The organism is Micromonospora sp. WMMD1128, assembly GCF_027497235.1.
Classification (GTDB): Bacteria; Actinomycetota; Actinomycetes; order Mycobacteriales; family Micromonosporaceae; genus Micromonospora.
In genome coordinates this window covers 1013332-1027361 of sequence record NZ_CP114902.1, presented here as the reverse complement: position 1 = coordinate 1027361, position 14030 = coordinate 1013332, and the positions used below count along the sequence as shown (strand labels likewise).

Annotated in this window: 16 protein-coding genes; 8 read left to right on the top strand and 8 right to left on the bottom strand. The window is 72.5% G+C overall.

The window, feature by feature from the left end; all coding sequences use genetic code 11:
• Window positions 1–11 precede the first annotated feature (11 nt).
• The 3 genes from O7602_RS05015 to O7602_RS05005 are packed head-to-tail and all read right to left on the bottom strand — an operon-like array spanning window position 12 to window position 3512.
• Window positions 12–1340 carry an NAD(P)/FAD-dependent oxidoreductase gene (locus O7602_RS05015; RefSeq protein WP_281587049.1) on the bottom strand — a complete coding sequence of 443 codons (1329 nt, stop codon included), beginning with the start codon at window positions 1338–1340 and terminating at the stop codon, window positions 12–14.
• On the bottom strand, window positions 1337–2617 hold the full coding sequence (gene kynU / locus O7602_RS05010) for a kynureninase (protein WP_281587048.1): 1281 nt from the start codon (window positions 2615–2617) through the stop codon (window positions 1337–1339). The genes O7602_RS05015 and kynU overlap by 4 nt, the downstream gene beginning before the upstream one ends.
• A 16-nt stretch (window positions 2618–2633) precedes the next feature.
• A complete protein-coding gene (locus O7602_RS05005) occupies window positions 2634–3512 on the bottom strand; it encodes a tryptophan 2,3-dioxygenase family protein (protein ID WP_281587047.1) in 879 nt (292 codons plus the stop codon).
• 144 nt (window positions 3513–3656) lie between these two features.
• Here O7602_RS05005 and O7602_RS05000 point away from each other — a divergent pair, with 144 nt between their 5' ends.
• The 3 genes from O7602_RS05000 (at window position 3657) to O7602_RS04990 (ending at window position 5583) form a co-directional block, all read left to right on the top strand.
• Complete coding sequence (locus O7602_RS05000; protein WP_281587046.1) at window positions 3657–4103, top strand: Lrp/AsnC family transcriptional regulator; 447 nt, start codon at window positions 3657–3659, stop codon at window positions 4101–4103.
• A gap of 109 nt (window positions 4104–4212) precedes the next feature.
• On the top strand, window positions 4213–4725 hold the full coding sequence (locus tag O7602_RS04995) for a hypothetical protein (RefSeq protein WP_281587045.1): 513 nt from the start codon (window positions 4213–4215) through the stop codon (window positions 4723–4725).
• 12 nt (window positions 4726–4737) lie between these two features.
• Window positions 4738–5583, top strand: a complete 846-nt coding sequence (locus O7602_RS04990) for a class F sortase (RefSeq protein ID WP_281587044.1) — start codon at window positions 4738–4740, stop codon at window positions 5581–5583.
• A gap of 8 nt (window positions 5584–5591) precedes the next feature.
• Here O7602_RS04990 and O7602_RS04985 read toward each other — a convergent pair whose 3' ends face one another.
• The gene (locus O7602_RS04985; protein ID WP_281587043.1) at window positions 5592–6131 is read right to left on the bottom strand and encodes an HNH endonuclease; all 540 of its coding nucleotides are present in this window, start codon (window positions 6129–6131) and stop codon (window positions 5592–5594) included.
• Between the two features lie 254 nt (window positions 6132–6385).
• Here O7602_RS04985 and O7602_RS04980 point away from each other — a divergent pair, with 254 nt between their 5' ends.
• From O7602_RS04980 to O7602_RS04970, 3 genes are all read left to right on the top strand, one after another.
• Entirely contained in the window at window positions 6386–7447 is a 1062-nt protein-coding gene (locus tag O7602_RS04980; protein ID WP_281590122.1) for a mechanosensitive ion channel family protein, read from the top strand.
• Between the two features lie 236 nt (window positions 7448–7683).
• On the top strand, window positions 7684–9051 hold the full coding sequence (locus tag O7602_RS04975) for an MFS transporter (protein ID WP_281587042.1): 1368 nt from the start codon (window positions 7684–7686) through the stop codon (window positions 9049–9051).
• 78 nt (window positions 9052–9129) lie between these two features.
• Window positions 9130–9516 (top strand): globin, encoded by a 387-nt coding sequence (locus O7602_RS04970; protein WP_281590121.1) that lies wholly within the window; start codon window positions 9130–9132, stop codon window positions 9514–9516.
• A gap of 18 nt (window positions 9517–9534) precedes the next feature.
• Here O7602_RS04970 and O7602_RS04965 read toward each other — a convergent pair whose 3' ends face one another.
• The 4 genes from O7602_RS04965 to ettA form a co-directional block, all read right to left on the bottom strand.
• Entirely contained in the window at window positions 9535–10119 is a 585-nt protein-coding gene (locus tag O7602_RS04965; protein ID WP_281587041.1) for a YbjN domain-containing protein, read from the bottom strand.
• 131 nt (window positions 10120–10250) lie between these two features.
• Window positions 10251–10919, bottom strand: coding sequence for a hypothetical protein (locus O7602_RS04960; RefSeq protein WP_281587040.1), 669 nt, complete (start codon window positions 10917–10919; stop codon window positions 10251–10253).
• Window positions 10916–11359: a thioesterase family protein gene (locus O7602_RS04955; protein WP_281587039.1), complete on the bottom strand. Its 444-nt coding sequence runs from the start codon at window positions 11357–11359 to the stop codon at window positions 10916–10918. Before O7602_RS04955 ends, O7602_RS04960 begins: the two co-directional genes overlap by 4 nt.
• Before the next feature lie 13 nt (window positions 11360–11372).
• Complete coding sequence (ettA, locus tag O7602_RS04950; protein ID WP_281587038.1) at window positions 11373–13049, bottom strand: energy-dependent translational throttle protein EttA; 1677 nt, start codon at window positions 13047–13049, stop codon at window positions 11373–11375.
• A 213-nt stretch (window positions 13050–13262) separates the two neighbouring features.
• On the opposite strand from ettA, the gene O7602_RS04945 reads away from it, so the two are divergent.
• The gene (locus O7602_RS04945) at window positions 13263–13547 is read left to right on the top strand and encodes a hypothetical protein (RefSeq protein WP_281587037.1); all 285 of its coding nucleotides are present in this window, start codon (window positions 13263–13265) and stop codon (window positions 13545–13547) included.
• Window positions 13540–13926 (top strand): hypothetical protein, encoded by a 387-nt coding sequence (locus O7602_RS04940; RefSeq protein WP_281587036.1) that lies wholly within the window; start codon window positions 13540–13542, stop codon window positions 13924–13926. Before O7602_RS04945 ends, O7602_RS04940 begins: the two co-directional genes overlap by 8 nt.
• Window positions 13927–14030 lie beyond the last annotated feature (104 nt).

The window sequence follows — 14030 nt, the reverse complement described above, 5'->3', positions numbered from 1 at the left end:
GTCCCAGAGCGTCACCGCCGCCGCCCCAGGGCCGCGCCCACGCCGGCGGCCAGCAGCGCCGCCGCGCCGGCCGCGACCGCGCCGACCGCCGCGTACTGCCGGCGGACCCGGCGACGGACCTGCGCGTACGGAGTGGTGGAGAACGAGACCAGCTCGTACTGGGAGACGTAGCGGCCGGGCAACGCGCGTTCCAGCGCGTGCTCGACGGTCTTGCGGGCCCGGAACACCGGGGAGGCGACCTTGTCCCGCATCTCCACGAAGTTGGCGAGCGCCATCCGGGCGATCGCCTCGGCGTCGTCCTGGCGGCGGCGCTCGAACAGCGGCAACGCGGCGGCCCACTCGTCGTCGCACTCGTCGAGGCAGCGGTCCAGTTCGACCACGTCCTCGAAGGCGCAGTTCGCGCCCTGGCCGTAGAACGGCACGATGGCGTGCGCGGCGTCGCCGATCAGGCCGACCGTGCCGGCCACCTGCCACGGCGTGCAGCGCACCGTGCCGAGCACGCCGACCGGGTTGTGCCGGTAGTCGTCGACCAGGTTCGGGGCGAGCGGCACCAGGTCCGGGTAGTGGGCGGCGAAGAACCGCTCGATCGCGGCCGGGCTGCTCAGTGACGCGAAGCTGCGGGTGCCGTGGGTGGGCCAGAAGAGCGTGCAGGTGAAGGAGCGGTCCGGGTTCGGCAGCGCGATCATCATCGAGGTGCCGCGCGGCCAGATGTGCAGCGCGCCCGGGTCGAGGGCGAACTCCCCGCCGATCGGCGGGATGGTCAGCTCCTTGTAGCCGTAGTCGAGGAAGTCCAGGCTCTCGCTCAACCCCCCGTACGCCAGCAGTTGCCCGCGCACCGCGGAGCCGGCGCCGTCGGCGCCCAGGACGACCGACGCGGTGGCGCTGGTCTTGCCCTGCGGGGTCTCGAACGTCATCTCGCCGCCGACCGGGTCGAGGCCGACGAGCCGGTGGTCGAACGCGATCCGCACGCCCGGTAGCGCGGCGGCGGCGTCGAGCAGCGCGTTGTTGAGCGCGCCCCGGCTGATCGAGTTGATCGCCCGGTCGCCGGAGACGCTGTACGACTGGAACTGCGGCTCACCGGCCACCGGGTGGATCATCCGGCCGCGCATCGGCAGCGCGTCCGTCATCACCTGCTCGTCCAGGCCGATCCGGCGCAGCGCGTCCAGGCCGCGCTCGGAGAGGGCCAGGTTGATCGAGCGGCCCCGTTCGGCGGCGCCGCCGCGCGGGTCGGGACGCCGCTCGTAGAGGGCGACCGGGTAGCCCCGCCGGGCCAGGAAGCAGGCCAACAGGCAGCCGGCCAGTCCGGCGCCGACCACCGCGATCTCGTCGCGTTCCGTCACGACTCCTCCTTCGCAACCGTCGCGGCCAGTGCCTCGGCCACCCGCCAGCAGTCGTGGTACGTCGAGTAGAGCGGCACCGGGGCGAACCGGACCACGTCCGGCTCCCGGGCGTCCGCGATGACGCCGTGCTCGTGCCGCAGCCGTTTGGTCAGCTCGTTCGCGCTGCCCGCGCCGATCCGGACGGAGAGCTGGCAGCCGCGGCGGGCCGGGTCGCGGGGCGTCACCACGGTCAGCGGCCGACCCGGGGTCACGTCGTCGAGCAGCCGTTCCAGCCAGCCGGTGAGTCGCAGGCTGCGTTCCCGCAGCGCCGGCATGCCGACGGAGTCGAACAGCTCCAGCGAGGTGCGCACCGGCCCCATCGCGAAGATCGGCGGGTTGGAGATCTGCCACGCCTCCACGGTGGCCGGCGGGCGGGACACCGGCGTCATCTCGAACCGGGTGGCCGCCTCGGTGCTCCACCAGCCCTCGAACCGGGGCAGCGACGGATCGCCGAGGTGGCGCTCGTGGACGAAGACGCCGCCGAGCGCGCCCGGGCCGGAGTTCAGGTACTTGTAGGAGCACCAGGCGGCGAAGTCGACGTCCCAGTCGTGCAGCGCCAGCGGCACGTTGCCGGCCGCGTGCGCCAGGTCCCATCCGACGACCGCGCCGGCGGCCCGCCCGGCGGCGGTGATCGCCGGGATGTCCATCAGCTCGCCGGTCAGGTAGTTGACGCCGCCCAGCAGCAGCAGCGCGACCGTGTGCCCCTCGGCCGCCAGGAAGGCGGTGACGTCGGACGTGCGCAGGGTGTCCTCGCCCGGGCGGGGCTTCAGCCGCACCACCGTGACGTCCGGGTCCAGGCCGTGGAAGCGGGCCTGGCTGCGCACCGCGTAGCTGTCCGAGGGGAACGCGCTGTCCTCGATGACGATCCGGGTGCGGTCCCCGGCCGGGCGGTAGAAGCTGACCATCAGCAGGTGCAGGTTGACCGTGAGGGAGTTCATCACCACGGTCTCCGCGGGTGACGCGCCGACGAGTCGCGCGGCCGGGGCCGACAACAGCTCGTGGTACGGCAGCCAGGGCCGGTCCGCCTCCAGGTGCCCCTCGACGCCCAGCCGGCGCCAGGCGTCCAGGTCGGCGACGAGTTCGTCCCGGGTGGCCCGGGGTTGCAGGCCCAGCGAGTTGCCGGCCAGATAGGCCGCCTCGGGGTAACGCCCGCCGTCGGCGGCCGGCACGTGGAACAGGTGCCGGTGGCCGGGGTCGGCGGCGTCGAGCCGGTGGGCTTCGTTCTCGGGGATCCTCATCGCCTGCTCTTTCGCCTCACATCGCGGTACGGGCGGACCACAGCTCCGGGAAGACCACCCGGGCCATGCTGCGCTGCAACCATGCCAGCCCGGCCGACCCGCCGCTGCCGACCTTCGCGCCCATGGCGCGCTGCACCGCCTTGACGTGGTTCCACCGCCAGTCGCCGAACTGCTCGGCCACCTCGGTCAGCGCGTCGCCGAGCATCCGCAGGTGGTTGTCCGGCCCGCTGTCGCCGTAGACGCGCACCCAGGCCGCCTCCACGCCCGGATGGGACTCGTGCTCGGCCGTCACGTCCCGCTCCAGCAGTTCGGCCGGCACGTCGAAGCCGCGCCGGGCGAGCAGCGCGACCACGTCGTCCCAGAGGCTCGGCGTGGCCATCGCGGCGGTCAGCTCCGCGTACACGTCGGTCTGCCGGCGGAAGGGGCGGATCAGCGCCGGGTCGCGCAGGCCGAGCAGGAACTCCAGGTGCCGGTACATCGCGGACTGGAAGCCGGACCCCTCGCCGAGGCGGTCGCGGAACCGGTTGAAGTCGGCCGGGGTCATCCACCGCAGCCCCTGCCAGGCGGCGTTGAGCCCCTCCAGGTGCAGCGCGGCCCGGCGCAGCGGCGGCAGCGCCTCCCAGACCCGGTCGGCCCGCAGCTCGCGCTGGGCGTGCCGCAGCTCGTGGCAGGTCAGCTTGAAGTACAGCTCCATGATCTGGCTGACCATCAGGAAGGACATCTCGCCCGGGTCGTCGCTGAGCGGCTGCTGGAGCCGGTGCAGCGTGCTGGCGTGCACGTACGCGTCGTAGGGCACGCGCTCGGCGAACTCAAGCGTCGGCTCGCCTCCGTTGCGCTCCGCCCGGGCCGCCCGCTGCTCCGGGGTGGCCGGGCGGACCGCCGTCGTGTGTTCCACCGTCTTCTCCGTCCTGCGGGGTAGATGCCATGATCTCGCTGGTGGACGGCCGGATGGAATGCCTGTTCAACGGGGGTAGGGTGGTCTGACTTCATGAGCTGAAAGCATCTCAGGAGACTGACTTCACGGAAGAAAGGTCGCCGCGTGGACGACATGGACTGGGCGTTGCTGCGCGAACTCCAGGCCGACGCCCGGCTCTCCTACAGCGAGCTGTCCCGCCGGGTGCACCTGTCCCCGCCGGCGGTCGCGGAACGGGTCCGGCGGCTGGAGGAGTCCGGGGTGATCACCGGCTACCACGCGCACGTGGACCTGGCCCGGGCCGGGCGGACCGTGCTCGCGTTGATCCGGATGTCCTGCTACGGCTCCCGCTGCATCCTCAACGACCCGCGGGTGGCGCAGTGGCCGGAGATCATGGAGATCAACCGGATCACCGGCGACGCGTGCAGCATGCTCAAGGTCGCGGCCACCTCGATGGGCGAGTTCGAGGCGGTGATCGACCGTCTGGCCCCCTACGGCCAGCCGTCAAGCACCATGGTCCTCTCGACGCCGCTCACCTGGCACCCCGTGGTGAAAGGAGGGGCCCCCGCTTAACGCCTCCGGTAGCGGAGGGGGCCCCTGTTAACAGCCCCGCTGACCGGGAAGGCAGCCCTCGCTGCCCGTCAGTGGGTCCGGTGCGCCGTCGCACCGGGAGGGGGGAACCATGCGAGGGCTCCTGTCACATCGCGCGCTGTCGTCCGTACTCGGCCTGTTCGGCCTGATCGCGGCGTTCGTCCTGACCACGGCCGCGCCGGCCCGGGCCGGGGAGAACGTGTTCATCGAGGTGACGCCGAACAGCGTCCAGGCCGGTTCCCGGGTGAGCCTCCGGGCCGGCTGCGACAACAACAACGACCGTCAGGCGCAGGTCACCTCGGACGCGTTCGGCCGGGTGACGTTGCGCTCGAACAACGGCTTCCTCACCGGCTCGGTCACCGTGCCCGGCAACAAGGCGCCCGGCGACTACCCGGTGAACCTGGACTGCGCCAACGGCGCCACCGCCTCGACCATGCTCACCGTGCTGAACATGTCGCAGCCGAGCAAGGGGCCGGCGACCGGCGGCGGAGGCACCGCGGGAGGTGGCCGGGGCGCCGGCTCGCTGCTGCTGGTCGGCGGCCTGGTGGCCGTGGCGGTGGTGGCCGGGGTGAGCGCCCGCCGCAAGACCGGTAGCCGCGTCTGACGGGGTGCGGCCATGGCCCGCTCACCGCGCCACGGCGGGGCCGGCGGTCGCGGCCGGAAGCACCCCGGCCGACCGCCGCCGGACCGGAGCCGGCTCCGGACCGCGCTGCGGCTGGCCTCGGCCGCCGCGCGCCGGTTCGGCCACACCGCCGGGCACGCCTTCTCGGCAAGCGTCACCACCGCCGACCCGACGGCCCGCCCGGTCACGGCCCGCGCCACCACGGCCACCACCCGCCGGTACGCCCCGGGGCGCGGCCCCGGCGTACCGGTGCTCGTGGTGGCCGGGTTGATGGCGCTGATCGTGGCCATGCTGGGGGTGGAACGGGTGACCGGCGTCAGCATGCTGCCCGACCGGATCGTGGCCGGCCTGCGCCCGCCGCCGAAGAAGTTCCCGGTGCTGCCCGCCAGCCCGCCGACCGACCTGACGATCGGCAAGCTCGACCTGAAGGCGCCGGTGCACCGGGTCGGCATCGCGCCCGACGGCAGCATCGCGGTGCCGGACGTGAACCGTGCCGGCGAGGTCGGCTGGTACGACCAGGGGCCCACCCCCGGCCAGTACGGCCCGGCGGTGCTCGTCGGGCACGTCGACACCACCACCGGCCCGGCCGTCTTCCACGGGCTGCGGAAACTCGACGACGGCGACCGGATCGAGGTGACCCGCCAGGACCGTTCGGTGGCGGTGTTCGAGGTGACCTCGATCGAGCGGTACGGCAAGGAGAAGCTGCCGGTGCGGGAGGTCTACGGGGACTTCAGCCGCCCCAACCTGCGGCTGATCACCTGCGGTGGACGCTGGGTGGGCGGCGAGACCGGGTACGCCGACAACCTGGTCGTCTACGCCGCGCTGGTCCAGGCCCGCTGAGCCGGGGTTCAGGCCGCTTCGTGTTCGGGCTCGCGCAGGTCTAGCCAGTCCGCCCAGCGCGGGTCGGGGGCGCGGTGGCCGAGCACCCGCCAGGCGTTGCCCTTCGGCGCGGCCGGCAGGTGGTGCAGCCGCCAGCCCAGCTCGGCCGGGGTCCGGTCGCCCTTGGTGTGGTTGCAGCGGGCGCAGGCGGCGACGACGTTCTCCCAGGCGTGCCGGCCACCGCGGCTGCGCGGGAAGACGTGGTCGATCGTCTCCGCCGGCCCCCGGCAGTAGGCGCACCGCCAACCGTCGCGGGCGAAGATCGCTCGGCGGGAGAGCCCCACGTGGGTGCGGTAGGGCACCCGGACGTAGCGGGTCAGGCGCACCACGGAGGGGATGGGGAGCGTGTTGCGCGCGCTGTGCAGGATGCCCTCGCCGTCGGCCACGCAGACCGCCTTGGCGGAGAGGACGAGGATCGCGGCACGACGCACCGACACGACGCACAGGGGCTCGTAGGTGGCGTTCAGAACGAGTGCACCGGAGCCCGCCGTGGGTCGTATGTCAGGCATCGCGCTCACCCTCCCGGTCCAGCCGCTCCCGCCACCACCACGGGCGGGACCGCCCCGCACACCGCGCGGAACGGCCCCGACGCCGGCGGGACCACCGACGTCCGTTGGGCCAATAGTCCCTGATCGCGCCCCGGATTGCACGTACTAATCCGGGGTACCCACTTCGGGGCTGACCCGGGCGTGCCAAGATGACCGGTTCGCTCCGCCCGGGCGGCGGACCGGACCGGCGGGTCCGCGGTGGACGCCCACCGCCGATGCGGTACGAAAGCACGGTGAACGTCTCCGACCTGATCGCCGCCGTGCTCTCCGCGATCTCCGACCGGCGCCCCGACTGCCAGGGCAGCAGCTCCTGCGAGTTCCTGTACCGACTCACCGGCTCCGCCTGGTTCGCCGAGAGCAGCTACTGGGTCCTGCTGAAGCCGCTGCGGGTGGCGCTGATCCTGCTGCTCGCCGTGGCCGCCCGCTGGGCGCTGCACCGGACCATCAACCGGCTGGTGCGCACCACCACCCAGGGCGCGGTGCCGACGATGCTCCGCCCGCTGCGGGAGCGGATCCCCAGCGCCACGCTCGCGCCGGAGCAGTTCGTGCCGGAGCGGCGGCGGCAGCGCGCGGAGGCGATCGGGTCGGTGCTGCGCAGCATGGTCACCGCGTTCGTCTTCGGCATCGCGTTGCTGATGGTGCTCAAGGAGTTCAGCTTCGACCTGGCCCCGCTGCTGGCCAGCGCCGGCATCGCCGGGGTGGCGCTCGGCTTCGGCGCGCAGAGCCTGGTCAAGGATCTGATCGCCGGCCTGTTCATGCTGATCGAGGACCAGTACGGCGTGGGCGACACCGTCGACCTCGGCGAGGCGACAGGCGTGGTGGAGGGCGTGGGCCTGCGGGTGACCACGGTGCGCGACGCTCGGGGGGTGCTCTGGTACATCCGCAACGGCGAGATCGTCCGGGTCGGCAACAAGAGCCAGGGCTGGGCACTTGTCGTGGTGGACCTGCCGATCGGCTTCGCCGGCACCGAGCAGGCGACCGCGGTGATGCGGACCGCGGCGGCGTCGGTGGCGCTGGACCCGGAGCTGTCGCCGAAGATCGTGGAACAGCCGGAGGTGCTCGGCATCGAGCAGGTGACGGTCGACGGGTCGGTGATCCGTACCGTGGTCAAGACCACCGCGGACGGGCAGTTCACGGTCGCTCGCGAGCTGCGCCGCCGGCTGGCGGAGGCGTTGGAGAACTCGGGGATCACCGCCCAGATCGCGGCGACCCGGCTCTATCCCGGGCTGCCGCCGCAGCCCAAAGCGGGGGGAACGGGCACCGACGCGGCCACCTGACGTCGGGATTGGTACGGACGTTCGCCGGGGGTCGCGTGCCGCACGGCCCCTCGGGTATCGTCCGTTCGGTTCAGTCGGAGATGCGACGATCGATCCGTTCGCCCTAGGCACCCGTCAGACGATCGGGCAGAATCCGATGCACGCGCTCCACCGGGGAGTGCGCTTCGTGTCCTCGCTGATCGACCGATCCGACGACGGTTCCCGGTCGGGCCATCACAAGTGGTCGACCCGGAACGATGGAGGCGACGGTGTCCGACGAGCGGCCCGCTCAGGAGAGCCCGGCCACCTTCCGCGACGTGTTCGGCCAGTCGGAGTTCCGCGCGCTCTTCGCCGCCAACGTCCTGTCCTGGGTCGGCGACTATCTCGCCAAGGCCGCGGTCACCGTGCTCGTGCTGCACGAGACGCAGTCGGTCGCGCTCTCCGCCGCCGCGTTCGCGGCCAGTTACCTGCCCTGGTTGATCGGCGGCCCACTGCTGTCGGCGCTCGCCGGGCGGCACCGCTACCGCCGGGTGATGGTGCTCTGTGACCTGATCCGGATGGCGCTGATGGTGCTCGTCGCCATGCCCTTCATGCCGGCCTGGGCGATCATCGGCCTGATCTTCGTGGCGACGCTGGCCAACCCGCCGAGCCAGGCGGCACGCTCGGCGCTGCTGCCACACATCCTCACCGGCGACCGGCTGGTGGTGGGCCTCACCGCCTCCACAAGCGCGGTGCAGGCCGCCCAGGTCGTCGGCTACCTGGCCGGCGCGACCATCGCGGTGCTGAACCCGAGCACCGCCCTGCTGATCAACGCCGGCACGTTCGCGTTGTCGGCCGCGCTGGTCCGGTTCGGCCTGCGGGACCGCGCTCCGGCGACCGCCGGGGCGCACCGCGGCCACCTCCTGCGGGAGACCGCCGAGGGTTTCCGGATCGTCTTCGCGCGGCCGGTGCTGCGCGCGATCGCGGTGCTGGTGTTCAGCGCCATGGTCTTCTCGATCGTCCCCGAGGGGCTCGCCGCCGGCTGGGCCGCCGAGCGGACCGGCGGCGGCATGAACGCCGGCACCGCACAGGCGGTCATCATGGCCGCGAACCCGGTGGGATACGTCCTCGGCGGGCTGGTGATCGGGCGGCTGGTCGGCCCGGCCCGCCGGCTGGCCCTGATGCCGGCGCTGGCGGTCGCCGCGCCCGCGGTGCTCGTGCCCGCGCTCCTCGATCCACCGCCGGCCGTGGTGGCCCTGTTGGCCGGCGCGTGCGGCTTCGCGGTCGGCGGGATCCTCCCGTTGTCGAACGGCCTGTTCATGCAGGCGCTGCCGGACGGCTACCGGGCCCGGGCGTTCGGGGTGATGGCCAGCGGCACCCAGATCATCCAGGGCGCTTCGGTGCTGGCCACCGGCGCGCTGGCCGAGCGGTTCCCCATCCCGACGGTGGTCGGGTTCTGGAGCGCGGCGGGCGTTCTCCTCATGCTCGTCGCGGCGGTCACCTGGCCCCGTCCGGCGGCGATCGAGGCGGCCGTCCAGAGCGCGCGGGCGGAGTCGGTCGTCGGGAGCCAGCACCCACCGCACCGGGGGCCGGGCGCGGACGACCGGGGGCGGGAGCCCGCCCGACGCCGGCACGCGGTGACGTGACCGCCACCGCCCGGCGGGCGGGCGCGGGTGGCGGGTCGCACCTGGCAGGATGGACGTGTGACTTCCCCAGGCGAGTCGATGACGCTCTTCGAGGCGATCGGCGGTGAGCCCGCCTTCCGCAAGCTGGTCGACGAGTTCTACGCCGGCGTCGCCGACGACCCGCTGCTGCGGCCGATGTATCCGGAGGAGGATCTGGGCCCGGCGGCGGACCGGCTGACCCTCTTCCTCATCCAATACTGGGGCGGCCCGCGGGACTACTCGGATCAACGCGGGCACCCGCGGCTGCGGATGCGGCACGCCCCGTTCCGGATCGGCGCCGCCGAGCGGGACGCCTGGCTGCGCCACATGCGGCACGCGGTGGCCACGTTGGACCTGCCGCCACAGCTCGCCGCCACGCTCTGGGACTACCTGGAGCGGTCCGCCTACTTCATGGTGAACGCGGAGGACGACCCGGCCGCCGGCTGACCGGCGGCCGGCGCGGGCTCAGAGCAGGGCGCCCTCGTCGTGCAGCCAGTCGACGAACGTGGTGGCCACCGCGGCGCCGCAGTCGAGCATCTCGACCAGCAGCGCGTCGTGGGTGCCCGCGCCGAGCGGCACCTGGAGCTCGGCGTAGATGGGCAGTTGGCCACGCTCGGTCGGGTCGCCGATGTACGCCTTGCAGAACCGTCGGGTGTGGTTCCACTCGTTGACCACCCGGTAGGCCCGGTCGGCCCAGTCCGGCGGCACGGTCGCGTGCGGACGGGCCCGCATCACCAGGATCTCGTCCTCCGGACCCTCGAGCGCGACGAGCACGGCGTGCCGCTCCCACATGGCCAGCAGGTTGCCGTCGCCGTCGGCCAGGTAGCGCACGTCGAGCAGGTCGAGCGCGTCGCGGACCCGGCACAGGGTGACCGGAGCGACGGTGGCCGGCATGTCGGTGATGACCTGCCGCTCGGGCGCCGCCGCGTCGTCACCCGGCTGGCGTGGGGTCGGTGGCCCGACCCGGACGGGTTCGTCCACTGTGGTCCCGCTTCGAGTATCCGGATCGCCGCCACCGGCGGGACCGGGGCGCCATGACCACCACGGCATCGCTCGCGCACCTCACTCCCCAGCGGATCCAGTCGCCTACGGTGCGTTGGATCCGAGGATGGACGGTACCCGGACAGCCGGCAGGAGGCACCCCCCCAACGACCGCCCCAGCCCGGAAGAACGATGTCGGGTCATCCGTTCGGATGAATTCGGGTAGGCGTGAGTGCAAGATCCGCGACGGTACGCGACCACGCTGCCCCGTACGGCCCGACCAGCCCGACCCAACGGCCGACCGCCCGCACCTGAACGTCACCGGTCCCGACGAAGCCCATCCGCACCACGCCCTGCACCAACCGCTGCGACACCTCCACCGGCGTACCCGGCTCCTCGTCCGGGGTCACCACCACCGCGACGTGGTCCAGCAGCGCGTCCCGCAGCGCCCGCTGACCGACCGCCCGGCCGGCCACCCCGTGGGTGACCGCCTCGCGCAGCGTCCCGGCCGCCGCGTCCGCGATCCGGCGCAGCTCGGCGCCGGGAAGCACCTCCACCGCCCGGCTGGCCGGCGGTGGCAGCGGCCAGCGCCAACCGTCGTCGCGGCGTCGCGGCAGCGTCGCGCCGCCGGCGGAGAGTTCGGTGAGCAACTCTCCCGCGGCGACCGTGGCGTCACCCGGCGCGCCGCCGGGCACGGTGCGCACCACGAGCACCCCCCAGGGCAGGCGCGCCCAGAGGGCGGTGCGGCCGGTGCCGGGCACCGGCCGCAGCCGGACCAGGGCGGCCGGGTCGAACCGGACCAGCCGGGCGAGGAAGGCGCCGGCGTCGGCCACCCCGGTCAACCCGTGCCCGGCCCCCGGCCCGGTCATCCGGCCAGCCCGGGGGCGTAGCGGAGCAGGAAGGCCCGCTCCTCCGGGGAGATCCGGCGCAGCCGTTGCGCGGACAGGTCGAACGGCACGAGCACCGACCGGGCGGTGCCGGCCAGCGTGTCCCCGTCGTACATCTCGTAGGCGACCGCGAAGGACCCGGCCCTGATCTCGTCGACCCAGAGTTCGATCCGCACGGTCGGCGCCGCGTCCGCACTGGCCCGGCCCAGCGCGTAGTCGACCGGGCGCAGGTAGTCGACCTCGTGCCGGCGGATGACCACCCCGTCGGCGAACGAACCCACCCCCCACGCCCGGCCGCCGGCGAACATCATCGCCACCCGGGCCTCCTCGTAGAGCGTGAGGATGCGGGCGTTGTTGACGTGGCCGTACGCGTCCAGGTCGGACCAGCGCAGCGCGCAGTGGTAGACAAACCGGTCAGACAAGGGTCAGCACCGGTCAGTCACGGGTGAGCTTGCGGTAGGTCACCCGGTGCGGACGCGCCGCCTCGGCGCCGAGCCGGTCGATCTTGTTCTTCTCGTACGCCTCGAAGTTGCCCTCGAACCAGAACCACCGCGACGGGTCCTCGTCGGTGCCCTCCCAGGCCAGGATGTGGGTGGCGACCCGGTCCAGGAACATCCGGTCGTGGGAGATGACCACGGCGCAGCCGGGGAACTCCAGCAGCGCGTTCTCCAGGCTGGAGAGCGTCTCCACGTCCAGGTCGTTCGTCGGCTCGTCGAGCAGGATGACGTTGCCGCCGATCTTGAGCGTCAGCGCCAGGTTGAGCCGGTTCCGCTCGCCGCCGGAGAGCACCTTGGTCGGCTTCTGCTGGTCCGGCCCCTTGAAGCCGAACGCGGCGATGTACGCCCGGGACGGCATCTCGACCTTGCCCACCATGAGGTGGTCCAGCCCGTCGGAGACGACCTCCCAGACGCTCTTGTCGCCGGCCAGGCCCGCCCGGTTCTGGTCGACGTAGGACAGCGACACGGTGGGGCCGACCTTGACCTCGCCGCCGGTCGCCTGCTCCAGCCCGACGATGGTCTTGAACAGCGTGGTCTTGCCGACGCCGTTGGGGCCGATGATGCCGACGATGCCGTTGCGCGGCAGCGAGAACGACAGGTCGTTGATCAGCACCCGGTCGCCGAACGCCTTGGTCAGGCCGTGCGCCTCGATGACGGTGCTGCCCAGACGCGGGCCCGGCGGGATCTGGATTTCCTCGAAGTCGAGCTTGCGGGTCTTCTCCGCCTCGGCGGCCATCTCGTCGTAGCGGTCCAGGCGGGCCTTGGACTTGGTCTGCCGCGCCTTGGCGTTCGACCGGACCCACTCCAGCTCCTCGGAGAGGCGCTTCTTCATCTTGGCGTCGCGGCGTCCCTCGACGGAGAGCCGGGCGGCCTTCTTCTCCAGGTAGGTGGAGTAGTTGCCCTCGTACCCGATGGCCCGGCCGCGGTCCAGCTCCAGGATCCAGCCGGCCACGTTGTCGAGGAAGTACCGGTCGTGGGTGATGGCCAGGACGGTGCCGGCGTACTTGGCCAGGTGCTGCTCCAGCCACTGCACGCTCTCCGCGTCCAGGTGGTTGGTGGGCTCGTCGAGCAGCAGCAGGTCGGGCGCCTCCAGCAGCAGCTTGCACAGCGCCACCCGGCGGCGCTCGCCGCCGGAGAGCTGGGTCACGTCGGCGTCCGGCGGCGGGCAGCGCAGCGCGTCCATGGCCAGTTCGAGCTTGGAGTCGATGTCCCAGGCGTCGGCGTTGTCCAACTCCTCCTGGAGCCGGCCCATCTCCTCCATCAGCTCGTCGGAGTAGTCGGTCGCCATCTGCTCGGCGATCTTGTTGAACCGCTCCAGCTTCGCCTTGGTCTCGGCGACCGCCTCCTCGACGTTGCCGAGGACCGTCTTGGCGTCGTTCAGCGGCGGTTCCTGCGCCAGCATGCCGACGGAGTAGCCGGGCATCAGCCGGGCCTCGCCGTTGCTCGGCCGGTCCAGCCCTGCCATGATCTTGAGGAGGCTGGACTTGCCGGCGCCGTTCGGACCGACCACACCGATCTTGGCGCCCGGCAGGAAGTTGAGCGTCACGTTGTCGAGCACGACCTTGTCGCCGTGCGCCTTGCGCGCCTTGTCCAGGACGTAGATGAACTGGGCCACGGTGCGGGCTACCTCCGTCGGTTGCGATCGTGGGCTGGCGGGCTGCGGGCGCGGGCTTCGACCTCCACCCGCCGCCGCCGGCCGGGAGCCGGCCGCACGCACGCCGTCGTCAATCCTGACAGGTACGGCCCGCCACGCCCACATCACCCCACCCCAGCAGAGGTACGGCGTGGCGCATTGCGCCCCTCGATACTACTCACTAACCTATTCGGTATGACCAAAAAGATCGCGATCAGCGTCCCGGACGACGTGGCCGCGCGGTTGGCCGACGAGCCCAACGTGTCCGCATTCGTCACCGAGAGCGTGCGACAGCGGATGGCGGGTGAGCGCACCCGGCGAGTGCTGCGAGAGGTCGGCTTCCGGCTCACCGAGGACGGGCTCGCCGAGGCGGGTCGCGCACTCGACGAGGCGCAGGCGAAGATCACGCCGGAGCTACGCGCCCGGGCGGCAACCCTGCTGAGCGAGTCGTCCCGCGGACGGCTGGCCATCCGTGACTAAAGCCGGTCTGGTGCTCGACACCGCGTGCCTCCTGGCCTACTCCGAAGGCGCCGAGGCGGTCGGTGGGCAGCTCGCCAAGGTGGCGGACCGGGGGCAGTCGGTGATCGTTCCCGCACTCTGTCTGGCCGAGGCGTACCGCCGGGTGAGCACCGACGGCTGGTGCCTCCTGGACATCCTCGGTGACCTCGGCCAAGTGGTCGTCGCGCCCGTCGCGCACGACATGTGCATGTTCCTGGGCGGCTGGTCGCGCACCCTGGACAGCATGGACCTCGCCCAGACTGCCCTGGAGGCCGCTCGGGCGACCACGCCGATCATGACGGATCGGCGGGAGCTGATCGGTGAGGTGCTGCCGAAGGAGTGGCCGATCATCGACCTGTGAGAACCACCGGTGTCGACAAGATCACCATCAGGATTCGGCGGGCTCGGGACGGGTAGTGGAGTCCGGCACGGGGGATCAGACGCCGCAGCTACGCTCAGTACGCT

Coding starts and splice junctions, on each gene's coding strand:
- O7602_RS04970 (WP_281590121.1), top strand. CDS start 9,130: ATGACGCTCTTCGAGGCGATCGGCGGTGAGCCCGCCTTCCGCAAGCTG.
- O7602_RS04960 (WP_281587040.1), bottom strand. CDS start 10,919: ATGACCGGGCCGGGGGCCGGGCACGGGTTGACCGGGGTGGCCGACGCC.
- kynU (WP_281587048.1), bottom strand. CDS start 2,617: ATGAGGATCCCCGAGAACGAAGCCCACCGGCTCGACGCCGCCGACCCC.
- O7602_RS04990 (WP_281587044.1), top strand. CDS start 4,738: ATGGCCCGCTCACCGCGCCACGGCGGGGCCGGCGGTCGCGGCCGGAAG.
- O7602_RS04965 (WP_281587041.1), bottom strand. CDS start 10,119: ATGCCGTGGTGGTCATGGCGCCCCGGTCCCGCCGGTGGCGGCGATCCG.
- O7602_RS04945 (WP_281587037.1), top strand. CDS start 13,263: ATGACCAAAAAGATCGCGATCAGCGTCCCGGACGACGTGGCCGCGCGG.
- O7602_RS04995 (WP_281587045.1), top strand. CDS start 4,213: ATGCGAGGGCTCCTGTCACATCGCGCGCTGTCGTCCGTACTCGGCCTG.
- O7602_RS04980 (WP_281590122.1), top strand. CDS start 6,386: ATGCGGTACGAAAGCACGGTGAACGTCTCCGACCTGATCGCCGCCGTG.
- O7602_RS04985 (WP_281587043.1), bottom strand. CDS start 6,131: ATGCCTGACATACGACCCACGGCGGGCTCCGGTGCACTCGTTCTGAAC.
- O7602_RS04975 (WP_281587042.1), top strand. CDS start 7,684: ATGGAGGCGACGGTGTCCGACGAGCGGCCCGCTCAGGAGAGCCCGGCC.